At 47.7% G+C, this 17,582-nt stretch carries 16 protein-coding genes; 6 read left to right on the top strand and 10 right to left on the bottom strand.

Translation table 11 applies throughout. The features are described 5' to 3' along the window. Window positions 1-109: 109 nt before the first annotated feature. Window positions 110-3,106, bottom strand: coding sequence for an L-glutamate gamma-semialdehyde dehydrogenase (pruA, locus tag ACKFKF_RS01710; protein ID WP_446866087.1), 2,997 nt, complete (start codon window positions 3,104-3,106; stop codon window positions 110-112). Between the two features lie 94 nt (window positions 3,107-3,200). On the opposite strand from pruA, the gene ACKFKF_RS01705 reads away from it, so the two are divergent. The 3 genes from ACKFKF_RS01705 to ACKFKF_RS01695 all read left to right on the top strand — a co-directional run bounded on the left by ACKFKF_RS01705 (window position 3,201) and on the right by ACKFKF_RS01695 (window position 4,894). Continuing rightward, window positions 3,201-3,371 carry a hypothetical protein gene (locus tag ACKFKF_RS01705; protein ID WP_446866086.1) on the top strand — a complete coding sequence of 57 codons (171 nt, stop codon included), beginning with the start codon at window positions 3,201-3,203 and terminating at the stop codon, window positions 3,369-3,371. Window positions 3,372-3,775: 404 nt separating this feature from the next. Next, window positions 3,776-4,318 (top strand): hypothetical protein, encoded by a 543-nt coding sequence (locus ACKFKF_RS01700; protein WP_446866085.1) that lies wholly within the window; start codon window positions 3,776-3,778, stop codon window positions 4,316-4,318. Window positions 4,319-4,639: 321 nt separating this feature from the next. After that, entirely contained in the window at window positions 4,640-4,894 is a 255-nt protein-coding gene (locus tag ACKFKF_RS01695; protein ID WP_446856664.1) for a hypothetical protein, read from the top strand. A 93-nt stretch (window positions 4,895-4,987) separates the two neighbouring features. Here the strand turns inward: ACKFKF_RS01695 and ACKFKF_RS01690 are convergent, their stop codons facing one another. Next, window positions 4,988-5,674, bottom strand: coding sequence for an HAD family hydrolase (locus ACKFKF_RS01690; RefSeq protein ID WP_446866084.1), 687 nt, complete (start codon window positions 5,672-5,674; stop codon window positions 4,988-4,990). A 138-nt stretch (window positions 5,675-5,812) separates the two neighbouring features. Between ACKFKF_RS01690 and ACKFKF_RS01685 the strand changes: the two genes are divergently transcribed. Continuing rightward, window positions 5,813-6,304 (top strand): universal stress protein, encoded by a 492-nt coding sequence (locus ACKFKF_RS01685; protein WP_446866140.1) that lies wholly within the window; start codon window positions 5,813-5,815, stop codon window positions 6,302-6,304. 9 nt (window positions 6,305-6,313) lie between these two features. Here the strand turns inward: ACKFKF_RS01685 and ACKFKF_RS01680 are convergent, their stop codons facing one another. From ACKFKF_RS01680 to ACKFKF_RS01655, 6 genes are all read right to left on the bottom strand, one after another. Then, window positions 6,314-7,273 (bottom strand): glycosyltransferase family 2 protein, encoded by a 960-nt coding sequence (locus ACKFKF_RS01680; RefSeq protein WP_446866083.1) that lies wholly within the window; start codon window positions 7,271-7,273, stop codon window positions 6,314-6,316. A gap of 96 nt (window positions 7,274-7,369) precedes the next feature. Then, entirely contained in the window at window positions 7,370-8,317 is a 948-nt protein-coding gene (locus tag ACKFKF_RS01675; RefSeq protein ID WP_446866082.1) for a glycosyltransferase family 2 protein, read from the bottom strand. A 55-nt stretch (window positions 8,318-8,372) separates the two neighbouring features. Continuing rightward, complete coding sequence (locus ACKFKF_RS01670) at window positions 8,373-9,392, bottom strand: Npun_R2821/Npun_R2822 family protein (RefSeq protein ID WP_446866081.1); 1,020 nt, start codon at window positions 9,390-9,392, stop codon at window positions 8,373-8,375. A 476-nt stretch (window positions 9,393-9,868) separates the two neighbouring features. Then, window positions 9,869-10,510 carry an OmpA family protein gene (locus ACKFKF_RS01665; RefSeq protein WP_446866080.1) on the bottom strand — a complete coding sequence of 214 codons (642 nt, stop codon included), beginning with the start codon at window positions 10,508-10,510 and terminating at the stop codon, window positions 9,869-9,871. Then, the gene (locus ACKFKF_RS01660; RefSeq protein ID WP_446866079.1) at window positions 10,507-11,148 is read right to left on the bottom strand and encodes a hypothetical protein; all 642 of its coding nucleotides are present in this window, start codon (window positions 11,146-11,148) and stop codon (window positions 10,507-10,509) included. Before ACKFKF_RS01660 ends, ACKFKF_RS01665 begins: the two co-directional genes overlap by 4 nt. 376 nt (window positions 11,149-11,524) lie before the next feature. Next, the gene (locus tag ACKFKF_RS01655; RefSeq protein ID WP_446866078.1) at window positions 11,525-12,154 is read right to left on the bottom strand and encodes a class I SAM-dependent methyltransferase; all 630 of its coding nucleotides are present in this window, start codon (window positions 12,152-12,154) and stop codon (window positions 11,525-11,527) included. A gap of 149 nt (window positions 12,155-12,303) precedes the next feature. Between ACKFKF_RS01655 and ACKFKF_RS01650 the strand changes: the two genes are divergently transcribed. After that, on the top strand, window positions 12,304-13,515 hold the full coding sequence (locus tag ACKFKF_RS01650; RefSeq protein ID WP_446866077.1) for a glycosyltransferase family 4 protein: 1,212 nt from the start codon (window positions 12,304-12,306) through the stop codon (window positions 13,513-13,515). A gap of 30 nt (window positions 13,516-13,545) precedes the next feature. Here ACKFKF_RS01650 and ACKFKF_RS01645 read toward each other — a convergent pair whose 3' ends face one another. Continuing rightward, window positions 13,546-14,106 (bottom strand): DUF6559 family protein, encoded by a 561-nt coding sequence (locus tag ACKFKF_RS01645; RefSeq protein WP_446856655.1) that lies wholly within the window; start codon window positions 14,104-14,106, stop codon window positions 13,546-13,548. Between the two features lie 238 nt (window positions 14,107-14,344). Here ACKFKF_RS01645 and ACKFKF_RS01640 point away from each other — a divergent pair, with 238 nt between their 5' ends. Continuing rightward, window positions 14,345-15,784, top strand: coding sequence for a hypothetical protein (locus ACKFKF_RS01640; protein ID WP_446866076.1), 1,440 nt, complete (start codon window positions 14,345-14,347; stop codon window positions 15,782-15,784). A gap of 216 nt (window positions 15,785-16,000) precedes the next feature. Here the strand turns inward: ACKFKF_RS01640 and dnaA are convergent, their stop codons facing one another. Continuing rightward, the gene (dnaA, locus tag ACKFKF_RS01635; protein ID WP_446866075.1) at window positions 16,001-17,377 is read right to left on the bottom strand and encodes a chromosomal replication initiator protein DnaA; all 1,377 of its coding nucleotides are present in this window, start codon (window positions 17,375-17,377) and stop codon (window positions 16,001-16,003) included. Window positions 17,378-17,582: the final 205 nt, after the last annotated feature.

Genomic DNA, 17,582 nt, shown 5'->3' with positions numbered 1-17,582 from the left:
GTATTCAGAACACCCACGGAGAGATGACCTTTACCTGCGATCGCCCCATCCCAACACCAATCCGAATCTATTTCATCCCTTCTCCCTCCTCCCTCCTCCCTCCTCCCTTCTACTCTGCTCCTTCGATCGGCGCAAATCCCTGTCTCTGCACATTTTCGGTGACGACGCGAGGCTCCAGGAATTGCAGCAAATAATCAGGGCCGCCTGCTTTGGAGCCAACGCCTGACAGTTTGAAGCCGCCAAAGGGTTGACGAGCGACGATCGCCCCTGTGATTCCGCGATTAATATACAGATTGCCAACTTCGTATTCTGCTTGGGCTTGCTCAATGTGGGAGGGCGTTCGCGAATAGAGTCCGCCTGTGAGCGCAAAGGGCGTGCTGTTGGCGATCGTCAAGGCTTCGTCAAACGTCTGCGCTTTCATGACAGCCAGAACCGGCCCGAAAATTTCTTCTTGGGCGATCTTGGCAGAGGGCAACACGTTGGCAAAGACGACTGGACTGACAAAATAGCCAGAGTCGGGAACGGGCATTTCGAGGGCGACTTCTGCTTCGGTGCGGCCCTGCTCGATGTAGTCTCGAATTCGACGTTGAGCCTCGGCATCGATGACGGGCCCGACTTGCGTGCTGGGCGATTCGGCAAGTCCGATGTTGAGCGATCGAGTAGCTTCAATTACCCGATTCAAAAAGGTGTCGTAGATCGAGTCGAGAACGATCGCCCGTGAGCAAGCCGAACACTTTTGACCGCTATAGCCAAAGGCAGACTGGATGACTCCCTGAACGGCCTGATCCAAATCGGCACTTTCATCGACGATGATGGCGTTTTTGCCGCCCATTTCTGCAACGACGCGCTTCAAATGTTTTTGCCCTGGTTGCAGAACGGCCGCATTGGCATAGATTTGACAGCCGACGGACTGAGATCCGGTAAATACAATCATGTGAACGTCGCGATGCTTGACCAAATGGGCACCCACAGACGCACCATCTCCCGGCACAAACTGAAACACGCCACGAGGAATGCCCGCATCCACGAGAATTTCTGTAATTTTTGCCGCAATCACTGACGAGGTTTCCGCAGGTTTGAGCAGCGCACAGTTGCCCGTTACCAAAGCCGCCACGACCATCCCCATCGGAATCGCCAGCGGAAAATTCCACGGAGAAATGACGACAACAATGCCTCTAGGATAATAGTGATAACGGTTCGTTTCACCGGGCAGATCGTAGGCATAGCCTTGATTCAGCCGTTCCATATCATCGGCGTAGTAGCGGCAAAAGTCGATCGCTTCTGACACTTCTCCATCGGCTTCTTTGACTGGTTTTCCCGTTTCCAACACCATCCAGGCGATCAGGTCTTCGCGGCGTTGTGACAACAGATCGGCCGCTTTTCTGAGAATTCCAGCCCGCTCAGTGGCTGGCGTTTTTTGCCACGCGGGAAAGGCTGTTTTGGCGGCGGCGATCGCTCCTTCTGCCTGTTCCACACTAATCATGCCAATCCGTCCTACGACCTCATTAAATTGAGACGGATTGACAGAATCCAGTTTCTCAACAGTTTCGACGTATTCCCCATCAATGAGAGGTAAGTAAGTTTTACCCAACTGCTGACGCACGGACTGTAAGGCGTTTTGAATACGATCGCGCGCCTCGACTTCTGCATAATCGGTATCCGCCACGTTTTGGAAGAGAGGGGTAAGGCGTGAGGCGTGAGGCGTGAGGCGTGAGGAGGGTTCTGAAGGGGCGGGTTCGGCGATCGGCGGCGCTAACAATTCTTCGACGGGGCGTTCTTCCAGGTTTTGGCGGAGAAAAGAACTGTTGGCGGTGTTTTCTAACAAACGACGAATCAGATAAGACATGCCAGGAATCAGGTCGCCGTAGGGACAGTAGACGCGGACTCGATAGCCCTGATCGGCGATCGCTTTCGCCAACTTATCGCCCATCCCATACAACACCTGAAACTCAATCCGACGGCGCGGAATCTCTAACGCTTTGGCAATGGCGATCGCGTGAGCTTGAGTGCGGACATTATGACTGCCGATCGCCGCATACAAATGCTCGTGATTTTCCAGCAACAGTCTTGTCATCGTTTCAAAGTTGGCATCCGTTGCAGGCTTTTGATTGTAAACGGGCTGCTGCCAATCTTTTTGCACCGCTTTGATCGTTTCCTGATCCCAATAAGCGCCCTTGACTAGCCGAACCGTTAACGGTGTGCCCCGCTGTTTTGCCCAAGCGATCAAATCGTGTAAATCCTGCTCACTGTCTCGCAAATAAGCCTGAAGCGTCATGCCCAAATCCGAGCGATCGCGAAACTCCGCTTCCATCAAAATCCGCTTGAGAATCGAGAGCGTCAGATCCTTGTAAGCGTATTGCTCCATATCAAAATGCACCGCCGCCCCCAACTCCTTAGCCCGCCGCAAGAGAATGCGAATGCGATCGCTCACCCGTGCTTCACTGCCCTCAGCATCCAACGGATCAAACTGCGAATAAAACGCTGTCAGCTTGACAGATACCTGCACTTTTGAGAGCGGCTCCCCGTCCGCCAAGTCGATCACAGGCACCGTTCCCCAATTTTGCGAAGCTTCGGTGAGTTGGGTCATCAGGTCGAGGTAGCGATCGAGATAAGACTGAGCCTCCGCTTCCGTAATCACCGCTTCGCCCAGCAGATCCACCGTGAACGCCATCTTGTCTTTACGCAACCGCTCCAGGGTTTTGAGAACCTGCTTGGTGTTTTCACCTGAAATGTACTTGTGAGCCAGCGTCTCAACTGCTGTAGAAACGGTCGTCGCGGCTACCTGTCCCGGCATCGAGGCGGCATTGGCAAAATTGAGCATTCCCTTGAGCGCAGATGGCAACTCGACGCTGGCATCGCCCAAATATTCCTGCAAATGACGGGCGATCTCAGGTTTGCTTCTCAAGGCAGGCAGACAGTCGATAAAGCGAAATAGCTGCACCCTGAGATTGGGGTTGCCCATCGTCCAGCCCAACAGTTTGTCATCCCAACGCATCTGATCTCGCATCTGGGCAAACAGAGAGCGCCCCTCTCTCGTCGCGGCCAAAAGCTGACGGGCGATCGCTTGCGTTTGGGTTTCATAGATGCGATCTGCTTGGCTAACCATATTCCACAGTCTCCTAATTGCTGGCTTCAAAAGCTTCCATTTCTATTGTCGATTCTTCAAAAGCGGTTGTGAGGGCTGAGTCTCACAAAGCTTAATGTTTCGCAAAGAAGTCGAATTCTTGAAGAGTAAGGAGCAGAATACCGCACTGGCGATCGCCAATCTAGTTTTGTCAGAAAAGCGTGACGGCGAGAAGCTTCATCAATTCAATATCAATTTTTCTCAAAAGACTCCGTATTTTTGCACCGTTCCAGAGCCGACTATGTAACAATACTTCAGTATAAATCAGGAGTAATACGGAAGCGTCAGCCGCATACCTAAAGCATGGCTCTTTCTAGATTGACGGAAACCTCAATCGAACTAGACATCAAAAAGACGACACGAAAAAGCCTCATTGAATTTACGTTGAATTTACGTTAAACAAATAGGCTAAATAACGTGAATTCGATAAGAGGTTTTCCGCTTCATTGTTCACGGCTTCTGCCCCCCAACCCCCCAATTTTGGGGGACTTTAAGAGAGGAATTCTGGTTCAAAGTCCCTCACTCGTGGGGGATTTAGGGGGCGTTCCTGGATCTAAAAGCGAAGCGAAGCGTTCATCGAACTGACGTTAAATAGAATCGAGCGAACCTCTACCTGGGGAGTCTACCGACTTGTCGTTTGTACGTTGAGCTATGAACACCCCCGATGATGTGACTCTGATCGAGCAATTCTTATCTAGAAGTGCAATCCTGACCGCCAATCAAACCCTAAAGATCGAACCTGCGTTTGGGACAAATCGCCTGCTGACCACAACTGGAACCCTGTTAGCCACGATCGACCTGACGACCAAGCCTATCATTGTCAATGTGCGTCAGGGCTGTGACTATTGGGTGCTGCTGCATGAGGCGCTGTCTAGTCAAGGATTTATGATGGCTGGGCTGTCTCCTCAAATCGGCTTTATGCGTTACGAGGCGCAGATGATTCCAGTCGGTTACACAATGCACTGCACCGAAGCCAGGAGTCTTTGGGAAGTCTGGTCGGATAGTGTGAGATCTTTTAACTGTCGTGACATTCGTTTGGATGTCTTGATCTTTGATCGCAGTACCTGGTATCCGATTCAAGAAGTTGTCGGCGATCGAGGGATTGTCTCTATCCAAACCTTGATCAGCAAATTGAGCTTGCAAGATGGAGATTACGTCACCTGGCTCAGACGATCAGGAAACCGCGAACTCTAATATTTATTTTGATTAGTTGAGAACCCCAAGCTTTTTCTCTTAGTCTTTTCGTCTCAGTATTTATTCTTAAAAAGCCTCTGTAGTTTTAGTGATTAATGTCACGAGCGCGAGAGAACACTTGACGCGGACTTCAAATTCTAAGTATTCTTTCAGAAGAGCTTCTGAAAATTCACTGAACCCGGTTTGCCCTTTAAGGAAGATAGATTGGTAGAATGAGCAACTAGGCTGCGTAGATTCCTCATTGGCTTCACGCAATTGTGCGGCTGAAGATTCCAGTTTATCTGCAACGGTTTCAACACTAGTCAGGTTAAGGTGCGTTTCATGAGATTTTCATTCAAGACCCTGCTTCAACATCGTCAGAATACAAATCAACCGACCATGCACCACATAGAAGTTGCGGGGGCCTTTGATGCCTTCACGAGCCTCGAAGAAATTGAGTCTGGACTGGATTGGATGGAAGTTTTGGCTGCGTCCTGGGGAGTCCCTTACTCTAGCCAAGTCGAGAAAGAAAGTGTGATAGTTCCCTGTCCAAAATCTCCATCGAGTCCAAAATCCTCAAGTTCTGCTCTCGCCTAAAGCTTGATCAAAGCGATCAGCGCATCCGGGCGAATGCTGCATCGTTAAAAGCTCGAAAAAAGCTCAAACTTCGCCCTCAGCGTTCCAAATTTTTCACTCTAAAATTTTCCACAACTCAGGAGCAGTAAAGTCTGGAATGACGATCGCCGCTCCAACTTGATACAAATCTTGAGGATCTTGACTTGAAGCGATGCCGATCGTAAAAATCCCCGCAGCAACCGCCGATCGTACGCCAGAAGGCGAATCCTCAAAGGCGATCGCTTGCTCAGGGTTTAGCCCAAATTCATCCAATCCGTGTCGATAAGGGGCAGGGTCAGGTTTACCAATTCCCAATTCTTCAGAGACAATCAGGCGATCAAACGTGGTTTCTAGCTTCAATGCCTTCAGCATAAAGTGAGCATTTTTTGTTGGAGCGTTGGTGACCACTGCTTGTTTGAGGTGACGATCAGTTGCCCACTTAATCAGAGCGCTCAAACCTGCCATTGGCATTAGCTGCGGAGCCAATTCTCGAAAGCGAGCCTCTTTGCGATCGATGAAATCTTGGCGCTCTTCTAGGGACAATTGGGGAAGCAAATCTAGCACGATCGCAGGGTTAAGCCGCCCGCTAATGCGAGTTTTGTAGAATGTTTCGTCGATATCAAACCCAAAGGGTCGTAATCCTTCTTGCCAGGCTCGAAAGTGGAGCGGGTCGGTGTTAACGAGGGTGCCGTCGAGATCATAGAGGATGGCGGCGAGTTGACTGCGGCTTGGGGAGTTTGAGACGGTAGAAGTCTGCTGCACGGGAGTTCATAATTCTTCACCTTACAGTACACCACTTGGGGAGGGATGACTTCGTTCTGCTATGTAAAGGGGAATGAGTTGTGTTAAGTGATTCAACGAGAAGGCTGAAGTGAGATTTGGAAAGGTGTAGGGTTGAAAGTGCTGCGTGTCAAACAGAATTGGCGCGATGGCGGGAGTGCGACCATGCTCAACACAATTTTGGTGGCTTTGGATGTTGGAGATTCTTCATCGTTTGCCAAAGCGCAATCTGAACAAGTAATCCAGACTTTGCGAGATTTGCACCTGCGATCGGAGATGAAGGTGATTTTTTCCTATGTCGTTCCTGCTAACGAGGCTGAAGTGGATGTGATGGTAGATCGCCCCCAGGCAGATCTCGAAAGCTTCCCCTATGGCCAAATTGAGAAGCAGTTGCAGACGTATCAAAAAAGTTTGCCCTGTGCCAGCGAATTAGAGATTGTAATGGGCGACCCAGCAGAAGAAATTATTCGGTTGGCTAACATTTATAATGCTGATTTGATCGTGATTGGTAGCCGAGGTTTGACCGGAATGCAGCGTATTTTGTTGGGGTCAGTCAGCGGTCAAATTGTTGCAGATGCGCCCTGTTCGGTGTGGGTAGTCAAGCCCAAGTAACAGGTGTCTTTATTTTTGGCTTGCTGCTGAGATCACCCACTCAGGACAGTTACCAAATCGACGCAAAAAGTAATCTTTGATGCCTTCTAAAGCCGCTTTTTTAGCCAATCTTTGACGATCGGTTGTTTGGGGATTCCAATAGTTCCGTAATTCACGATAAATGCCTCTAAAGGCAAATGCATAGAACTGAAGGGCAGCGATCGTAGAAGGGGCGTTGCGTTCGATCCAGAGAAAGCGATTTCGCCACCAAAAATACTCATAGTGGGGCGATCGATTTCCTCCCTCAAAACTCGCCGAAATCTTGTGCCAGACTTTTGAAGCAGAGACTAAAAGACAGGTATAGCCCGCTCTCCTGGCTCGATAACACCAGTCAGATTCTTCCCACATCAAAAAGAATTTATCTTCGAGCAGACCGATTTCTTTAATCACTTCAGCTTTCATAAAGAAGGCACAGCCACAGGCGAAATCAATCTCTTGAGGGGGCAACTCAGGTTTTAATTCGTCAATTTTCCCATAATCAATATGATTAAACTCCGCCTGATTGCCTAGCCATTCTCCGCCCCCAAACCAAACTTTATTCGGCTCTTTATAGAAGTAGATTTTTGAACCCAACACGCCTGCTTTTGAGTTTTGCCCGCCTGCTTCGACCAGCGTTGAGAGAACTTGAGGATCGACGATCGCATCATTATTCAATAAGAAAACATAATCAGCACCGTGGGCTAAAGCGTACTCAATACCAACATTATTCCCGCCAGAAAATCCCAAATTTGCTCCTGTTTCTAGAAGCTTGATGTTAGGGAATTTCTCTTTAAAGACGATGACTGAATCGTCGATCGAGCCGTTATCAATGATGATTGTTTCGTAGTTTGAGTATTCAATTTTACTAGCTGACTCCAGGCATTCGATCGTATCTTTCTGACCGTTCCAGTTTAGAATTAGAACAAAAACTTTGGGGGCTGTTTTTTCCATGAGTTCAATCAAATATTGCTCAATTGGGCATCGCGATTCGCTTCATCACTGATTAATGTTCAACAGTAGTTTTGTTAGAAGAAACCAAATTTTGAACTATGTTCGGGCCTTCCGCAAAAGCTCAAAGGCTTGTTGACGAGCAAAGGAGGGAATAAAAGATAACAGCAGTCCAGAATAGGCTTTGAATGAAGCGTTTGATCGACCTGCTAAGACCAAATCTCGACCTGTTGCCGTCTCTCCTTTTTCAATTAACCGTAATCCTAGTAAAAGTTGAGTTTCTGCAATGCGTGATCGCCGCACAGTTTCCAAATTTTCTGATTCAAATTCAAAGCTTTTTAGATAGTTGAGTTTGTCTTTGAGATAGGGAATGGCTCGATCAATTCCTTGCTGTTCAGGATGAAATCGATACTCCATCAAACGCTCTGGCAAATAATAGGCTCGCTTTCCAGCTAATGCTAACCGAACCAGAAGATCATTGTCTTCGCAGTTTTGAATATTTGCCCGCATGAAACCTAACTCTTGAAGAGCCTTACGTCGAAACAGGGTAGCTCCAATTTGAAAGCTCTGTTTGACAAATACAACTTCTAGTAAGTTATCAACAATTCCTTCTGAAAGACTTGTTCTCCCCCATTTTTTTGAGTTGAGTTCAGTGGCGTTTTGGTCTCGAAGATTGTCAGAATTAATGACCCAGTGATCCGTTCCCACAAAATCAATTTGAGGATTCTCATCTAGAATTTGACTCGTTTTTAGCAAGTAGTCTGGAGTCAAACGATCGTCATCGTCAAACTTGATAAAATATTCACCGATCGCTGCCTCAAATCCGGAGCGCATATTATTGCTTTTTCCAACATTTTGAGGGTGTCGAATGTACCGAATTCGAGAATCTTGATAGCGAGACATTAGCTCAGGCGTTTTGTCGATCGAGCCATCATCACAAACAATTAGCTCCCAATCTGAGTGGGTTTGCTGAAGTACGCTGTCGATCGCTAGAGGCAACAGGGATACACGATTGAAGGTCGGAATGCAGACGCTAATTTTAGGCATAAACGATAGACACGAAGATTTATTGATAACAACTAATTAGAAATAATCCCCTTCTCTAACGCAAAACTTTTTTGATTTTAGCCGCAGTTTTATTTAGCAATCGACCGACTTGGATAATAGGACTTGCAGGCTTTAACAAGGCTGGTTTTTGTTCGGGTTCTTTTAAGAAGCGGTAGTGTAAAAACACTTCTTTGTAGGGAATATCATTCAGTTCTCCCTGACATAAACGAGCAAAACTATTAGACGAATACCCCATATAGTGAATACGGTGAATTGGCTTTAAGCCTTGCTCATTGTAAAGAACGTGATTGATTGCCACAAAAGGGTCAACATTAGCGCAGTTTCCGGTGCGATCGCTCCCCGTTTCACTGAGCGTAAAGTTAAACTGTGGACGGTTACAAACTAGCGTCATGTAGTTAAACAAAAAAGCATCATCCCACCAGCCCTGTCCGTTCACCCAGGACGCTTCTTGGTGGTTAATCAGGCGATTTTTCATTGAAGCAATTTCCTGGCGATCGAACAATCCTCGCTTCGATGCAAAAAAGCTAGAGCAGTGTAACTTTGGACGGATTTCCGATTCTTTAAGATCGCTCGATCGTTCAATTTCTGCGATATTTAGAGCCGCAACTTCACGAGATTTTTTGTGTTCCCAATCGTTAAAAATAAAGTCGTAGCTTTGTAGTTTCTCAAAAATATCGTCGATTGGCTTCATCGCCAAACTGTCACCATCGTAAAAAACAAACTCGTCAAAAACGCCATCAAATGCCGCAAACTTTCGATGTAAATGTCCCTTATACCAGCGAGGATGTGATTGCTGAGTGCGGTTGGCTTCGGGGTGAGCTTGAGCAAATTGACGCGCAAATTCTTCCCAACGATCGAGGGATTCCTGATTGTCAAACAATGTCACATTGGGACGAGTGCGAATAGCTTGCTTGACGCGATCGAGACGATCATCAAACGGAATAACACAAACCGGAATATCAGAACCCACGTTAACTTCGATACTGTTGAGGAGAGCAACCAGTTGGTCGTACACCCCATCATTTGCCAGCGTATAAATGCCTCTTGATCGCATAAAAAAAGCTCCCTTTTGAATGAAACACTATGAATCTGCCAAATTGCACGTCCACAGCGCCTCAATCGTAAAACTTGAAAGTCTTCTCAGGTAGCCGACAAACCCGGATGACAATCTCCTTAATTTGTGGCAGGAGGCTCTCAAAAATGTGAATGTACTGAGAAAATGCTTCAGGGCGATCGCAACCTGCTCCGGATGCTCCCCCGAAATTTTCCCCTTACCTCTTCAACTTCAGCTATTTTTTATGGAGCAAAAGTGATTTCTCGCAGAAGGATCAGTAGTTTCCTCTAAAAGGTCGAAATTTCTGTCGATTTCGATTGAGTGGCGAAAAGCAATTGAAATTCCATCTTGCTCTTGCAATTCTCGAATGAAAAATGAGGTAAAAGATGGAAATCTGTTTGGATGAAGTTAGGTGAAAAGCTAAAAACAAGAAAAAAGTTAGCCCCATGCTTCTTTTCTTTTCGATCTCTAAATGATTAGCCACCTGTTGCTGTTTGATTGCGAATAATCACCTCAACTCGACGATTTTTTTGCCTGCCTTGAGGATTATCAGAACCATCAGGATTCGCATTGGGCGCGATCGGTTGACTCTTACCAAATCCCTGAGATTCAAGACGGTTGGTATTAATGTCAAAGTTCTGACTTAAATAAGTTTTGACGGATTCCGCACGCTTCTCAGATAGCGTCTGATTGTATTCGTCGCTGCCTTTGCTGTCGGTGTGGCCGTTGATTGCAACCGGAGCGTTTTTATAGTTTTTTAACAACAAACTTAGTTTGGCAAGTGTCGGTTTAGCCGTGGGTCGCAGTTCAGATTTATCAAAGTCAAACAAAATGTTTTCGGGCAAATTAATCCGAATTCCACTACTAGTTTTCTCGGCCTGCAATTCTGAAAGCGTCTTCTCAACCTGAACGCTAGTTGTTGTAGTTTGCAAAGGTTGCTGAACTTCGAGTTGAGTGCTGGCGATCGCTTGAGGAGGTTCTAACTGAGTGACCGCAGGCTGACTTGTTTGAGTAATTGTAGTCGTTTGAGGAGCTTTTTCGGGTTGCTTTGAGCACGCGAAAACTGTTAGCAGTAACCACGAAGCGATCGCACCCAAAATGAACGGTCGCTCAATCATTTGGCCGTGTCTCCGATCGAAATATTAGAAAGAACAAATTTTGGAGAGGTGCTAAAGGATGCATCATTACCAAATTTAGAATTGGTTGTTAGCGTGACTGTATTATTTCCTGGGGCAATGCGTCCCTTAAAGACAAACTGCCCTTTGAGCGTCGTTCCCGGTTGAATTGTAATTTCAGAATTCTCCGGTGGAGCGGCGAGATTATACTGATTTCCTAAACTGTCCGAAAGCAGCATATCATCAGAGCCATTTAACTTGATCGCCTCTTTATAACCATTGGTAATCGCGATGCTTGCCGTAATACTATCTTCTGCAAACGTAAGCTGCGTCAGGCGCAAAGTCGAGCCGTTGGGATGGTTAGCCTGAAGATTTAAAGTTTGAGCGGCTGGGAGCGATCCACTATCCACCGAGGCAGCAGGTGGACTAGGAGCGACCGTTGTAGTAGGTTGGGGCGAAACGGCGGTGGTGGGTGGGGTGACGACTTCGGTAGCCGCAGGACGGCGCTGATTTAAGAAGAAGTAGGCGGCTCCGCCGATACCGATCAGAGCAGTAAATAATATTCCATACAAGAAGCCACGTAGACCGTTGCCACTGTTGCGGGTCGGCTCAGACGGGGGGCGATCGCGCAGATTAGACATACTTACTTAAAACTCGCTGAGTAAAGGTAGAAAGTCGAGCAGTTGTAGAAGGTTTGACGAAAAGTTTGACACTGGGAGCAAGCTCTTAAATTAAGGTATCAATCAATACTTGAATCATGATTTGACCGTTTTTGATTAACCAAAATAGCGTCTAACTTTTGGCTCACAAAGGATGTACATGAGGCTAACCCTGATTTAACTTTAACGTCAAGGCAAGAGGCTAAGATTAAGGATGGTTAATCGATGAATAAAGAAATAGCTCTCTTCTAAAACGTTTTCTACTGCACTAATATTGCACCAATATTGTCAGTCCCTCAGCAAACTGAGTTGGATTTTGAGCGGCTAATCGTTTCTCGATCGCTCCTGGTAATCGTCGTCACAGCCTTGTTAAAGGAACACTTGGAAAAAAGCCACAGTAATTCTCAATCAGGTCGAACTTCTCTTGAGATAAAAACTCTAAAACGGTCTTATAGTTAAAAAATCGAATGTGAGGAAAATTCCAGCAGTTTGCACTCGGAAAATAGTTCCAGGTGCCGATATCTTGAGTGAATAAAAACTTGATCCTAGCCATCAAAGGAAAATGATTGGACACGTTAATTAATAAATAACCTTTTGGGGTTAAAACTCGTCTAAATTCTTTTAGCAAATGTAATGGATCAAGAAGATGCTCAAACACATCTTTGCAAAGAATGAAATCAACAGACGCATTCTCTAAGGGAAAAGGTTGAGTGCAGAAGTCTTTTACCAAATGAGTTTTATCAAATCCATATTGCCTTGCTTTTTCTAAAGCAAAACGACTGGCATCAATGCCAATCAGTTGCCCTGTAATTTGAGGTTTGACCGCGCAAGAAAAGACCCCCGTTCCGCAGCCTGCATCCAACAAATTGTGAATCTTAACTTTGCTGAGAACTTGCTCCCAGACAGGAGAAAAATAATTCGATCGACCATCTTGTGGGATGTCGTTAAAGAGCGCATTGCTAAAGTGAGGACATTCTTGATTGGGCATCGTTCACCTCATCTGAATCGCGGCACTACAATAGATTGGCGCTGGCACCCGATCGACGGATCAAGTTCATAAAATTGGACTTCCAAAAATTTTAGGGAACTCTGGTTGCAGACCGTCATCAAACGTTGTATGCGATCGCTCCTCAAACTATGAATATTTTGATGCTCTCCTCGACGTTTCCCTATCCCCCCACAGGCGGAGGAACTCAGGTTCGCACCTTTAATCTGCTCAAATATCTCAGCCAGCACCATCAAATCACCTTATTGACTCAAAGACCGCCCCAAACCACGGATACTGAAGTCGCAGCGCTGCATGATCAGGTTTCAGAATTAGTGGTGTTTGCTCGCCCTGACACAGTGCCGACTCAAAAATTTTTAGATAAGCTGGGTCGTTTTGCCACGTTTCTCAACGCCGGAACGCCGCCCAATGTCTTGTCTAGCTATCTGCCAGAGATGCAGGAATATGTCGATCGAGCGATGCAGTCGGGAAAATATGATGTAATCACCTGTGAACACAGCGTCAACGAAATTTACGTTCGTCCCGAATCTCGAAAAACACACCGCACAGTTGTGAATGTTCACAGTTCTGTTTACGGATCTTGCAAAAATCAACTGCAAACGGGAACTTCAGAAAACACACTGCGCGATCGCTTAAATTTGCCGCTTCTAAAACGCTACGAACAACGCTACTGCAAAAAATTTACCAACATTGTCGTGACGACTGAGGAAGATCGATCGCAACTGCAAGCATTCAATCCAACGGCTCAGTTTCAAGTGATTCCCAACGGAGTTGATTTTGCTGACTTTCCTTATCGGACGGCTGATCCAGGTGGTCACAAACTGATCTTTATTGGCGCGATGGATAACCTGGCGAATATTGACGCAGTGCAATTTTTGAGTTTAGAAATTCTGCCCGTCCTACAGCAAAAATACCCCGACACTACGCTGGCATTAGTGGGGGCGCGTCCGACTCCAGAAGTGCTGCAACTGGGCGATCGTCCCGGTATTACGGTTACAGGTCGCGTTCCCTCAATGTCAGATTATCTTCATCAAGCAACGGTTTGCGTCATCCCCATGCGAACGGGATATGGAATCAAAAATAAAACGCTAGAAGCAATGGCCGCCGGAACGCCAGTCGTATCGAGCGATCGTGGCTTAGAAGGCATGACCGTCGATGGATCAGACGTTCCGCTGCGGGCGTTGAGAGCCAATCGAGTCGAAGACTATGTACAAGCAATCGGGCGATTATTTGAAGACCCATCCCTGCGAGAACAGCTTTCACAAGCGGGACGATCGCTCATCGAAGCCGATTACACCTGGGAGCAAGCCGGACGACTCTATGAAGAAGCTTTAGCAGGATGAGAGTCTTTGGCTAGGTGCTCTTCCAAACGGTTAATAGTCTCCGCCGTCGTGCCCCCCATCGTGGTTGCCAAAGTCATAATCGTGATGTCCGCTGTAGTCGCCGGACTGGTGATCGGGATGCCCACTGCCATCTCCACCGTGATCGGGATAATGATGTCCACTCTGGTCAAAATTAGTCCCCGCATCAATCACATCCGAGATATCAAATGCAGAGTCAGCCAGAAACAAGCAATCCCTGATCTCGCCGCGCATTAATTCATAATTACAAGACTCTCCGATCGCTCGGTGATAGTCCACAAAGCTAACCGCATCACAATACATCGCTAACCCATAGCAATCATGACGAGTACTATATCCCCACTCTTTAGTCATACTTTTGACTTGAGCAGGTGTGTAGCTCTTTTGTGACCCATAGCGGGCACGGAGCAATCGGCCTAGGCGTTTGGCATAGGTGCGAATGGCGAGGCGTTTCTTTTGCTTGAGGTCTGAGCGTCTGACTAACTCTATGGGCACCACCACGATGGCGAGACTTCCGACTACAATCGCGATCGCCGCCAATCCATTCAAGGCTTCTTGCAATAAATTTGACATCGGCTTACCTCCACACTAGGAATTCACTAGGAGTCGTCTTCACCCTGTCACCGTTCCATACACTCAGCACATCTCTCATTTCAGAAAGTGCTTGCAAAAGAACGCCTGAGTCAACACTTTCCCTAAAGATCGAGGCAAAGCGCAAAAGTCAACAATTCCGTCAAAACTTAGTCCAAAATTCTTTCTTCGCGTATACCATCGTGTAACAATCCCCCTCTAAACTTGGTCGCGATCGGGCATGAAATACCATTCCATTTCCAGAACACTTTTGCGAATTCGGTGGGGCACCGTAGGCGCGATCGTCGTCCTTATTGGTGCAGCCGGGTTAGTCGCCGGAAGTGCCTGGTTTAGTGTGCAGTTTATTGTCGATCCGCGATCGGTTGTCTGGCTCAATCAATATCTTCCCGCAGGGGCAAAAATTCCCGTCGGAGCCGATGAACCGCGAACGCTAGCAGAAGTGCAAGCAGCCCTCAAAAAAGCAGGATTGACAACAGGCGATCCGATTTTGCTCGAACGATCCAACACCAAAGCAACCGATCTCTTGCTGCCCGTTTTGAAGCGCAAAGAAAACTGTGATCTCAACTGCGATCGCATTACTGAACTGCGCGTCTACCGTCCGGTCAACAACTCCCGTGGGCGATCGCGAGACACCGTACAGATGATCAGTCAGATGAACGTCGATGAGCTAGAAGAATCGTTTGTCGTTGCCCCGATCGCCAAAGCCAGACCTGGATATCAGTCCGCCGATCGCGCGCTTCCTTTGGGCACTTTACAGCGCTTTGAAGACAAGACCACTCCACGGGGCACCTGGCTCAATCTAAGCGGACAGATGGATGCTGGGGACAACGCTGTTACCTATGGGCAAGTTATTCACTACAACCCCGATCGCATTCGCCTGAGCGTCATGCTGCGTTGGACAAGTCCCCCCGGAGAACCTCCGACCTGGCAAAAACCCGCCAAAGGTAACCCATCTGAGCTATCGGTCAATCAAACCGTCGGACTCGAACCCGACTTTCAAGTGTATCAACTGCGATCGCGCAAAGGGTCTGACCCCGTTCTTCAGCCGATCGACCTCAAAAAGCCTGCTTTAGAGAATGGAGCCTACGTCGATGCGCTCTATCTGGCTCAAAATGGTCTGTGGTCTACTGCTTTAGAAATTCTGCAATCGGTCAAGCAGCGCAACCCTTCAGAGTGGACTTTAACCGCTCAAGCTCAAATGACTTTGGTAGAAAAACATGCTCAAGTGACGCGATCGCAAGCCGAAAAACCGTGGGTCAGTGCCGGACAACAAGCCCTGGTCAATCTCACAGATGGTCGATGGTTTAGGGCACAACAGCTTTTACAAAACCCAACTGACCTGAATGAAGTGGCCAGCTTGTTAAAGACAGATTCGGGCCGCTTATGGAAGCGAGTCAGTGCAGCACTGCGGATCAATCCCGTCCGACAGGATGTGCAAACCTGGGGCGCATTGATTTTGGCCGCTCGACAAAGCCGATCGAGCGCGATCGCATGGCTCAAAAAACAGCCTCAAGAAAGACCGACTAGCCGTGCCCAGATTATCAAACTGCTCAGTCAGCTAGATTCAAGTGAGCTAGAGCCAGATATCGAACTGCCGCCTTCCCCCACTCCCAAAAAATCACCTCGGCCCTCCAACAAGCCTGTGAAGGTACTTCCTTGAATAAGCTATTTGGGCGAGCAAGTTAAACCCCCACGAGTGAGAGCTTTGAACTACGGATCTGGTCATGAAGTCCCCCAGAATTGACAGCTTGCGGGGCAGAAGACTTGAACACGGCAGCGAAAAAATCGTCGAACTTCTGAGAAACCGTAGATTTGTTTCGTCCCTCCGGATGGTGCGCGTTCAGTGGAGACTGACGTTAATTCACGATCCTAAAAATCATTTGCGCGGCTGGCTGGCTAGATTAATACGATCGCCCAACTGTCTCAAGGTTTGAGCCATACTCGGATCGTTCTCTTTGAGTTGAGAAATTTTGTCACAGCTATACATCACCGTGGTGTGATCTTTGCCGCCAAACTCTTCCCCAATCTTGGGCAGGCTCAACTCGGTGTGGTGCCGCATCAAATACATGCCAATCTGTCGAGCCACGCTGATTTCTCTGCGGCGAGAATTGCCTTTGAGGTCGTCGATCGACACACCAAACACCTCCGCTACCGTCATGATCACTGCCTTGGGAGACGCTTCAACTTTCTCAACGGGCGGATTTAACACAGGCGCAATATTCTCCACGGTCATCGGCAGACCCGAAATTGAAATGTAGGCCACCGCTCGAATCAGCGCCCCTTCTAGCTCTCGAATGTTGGACGTATAGCTTGATGCAATGTACTCAATCACCTCACGCGGCAGACGCATGTTTTCATACTCCGCCTTCTTTTGCAAGATCGCCATGCGCGTTTCCAGATCGGGGAGTTGAATGTCAGCAATCAGCCCCATTGAAAACCGAGAGCAAAGGCGCTCTTGAAGTTTGGGAATTTGATTTGGGGGACGATCGGAAGCCAAAACCACCTGTTTTCCCGCCTCATGCAGCGTGTTGAAGGTGTGAAAAAACTCCTCCTGCATATACTCCCGACCTTCGATGAACTGAATATCGTCTACCAACAGCACGTCTACCGCCCGATACAATTCATGAAAGCTCGGCATACTATCTTTGCGAATCGCGGCAATCAGATCGTTTTGAAACTGCTCAGTCGAGACGTAGAAAACTTTAGAATTGGGGCAAATTTCTAACCGATAATGCCCGATCGCCTGCATCAAATGCGTCTTACCCAACCCGACACCGCCACACAAAAAGAGCGGATTAAACTCGCGTCCCGGAGATTCTGCAACGGCCAGCGAAGCCGCGTGCGCCATCCGATTGTTGGGCCCGACCACCAGACGCGAAAAAATGTACTTCGGATTGAGGTCAGAATTGCGACGTTGACCAGAAGGCGCGGGATCAGGAACACTCACCTCGATCGGCAACGGGTAAAAAAACATTTCAGAGTCAATGTCCATCCCATCTTCGCCTTGAGCGGCCGTGATGTGAATCTCAACCGCCCGCCCCAACACATCGTGGACAACCTCGGTGAGCGTCTTCATGTAGTACTTTTGAATCCAAGTCCGCGCAAACGGATTCGGCGTTCGCAAAACCAGACAGTGATCGTCAAGCTGTTCTGGAATCGCAGTTTTGATCCAAGTCTCAAACGTGGGGCGACTCAATCTAACTTGTAACCGCTCTAGCACCTGAGACCAGAGACTTTCGATCGCAATTTCCACGGTTAAACCTCTAACTGACCACCAAACTGTGAAGCCAAACAGAAGACAGCATCGAGACGATCATCCTTTAGTCTTCTGTCGTTTTCCACAAGGGACTAAAAGCATAAAACAATTTACTCCATTTTTTTCTGAATTTCGCGATCGTTATAGACTGCTGACTCAAGACGCTGCAAATCCTGGGTTCAGCTTTTCTACAGGTCTTAGC

The sequence above is a fragment of the Phormidesmis sp. 146-12 genome (genome assembly GCF_052939495.1).
Note: the sequence above shows the minus strand (reverse complement) of the source record. Positions and strands in the feature narration are given on the sequence as shown.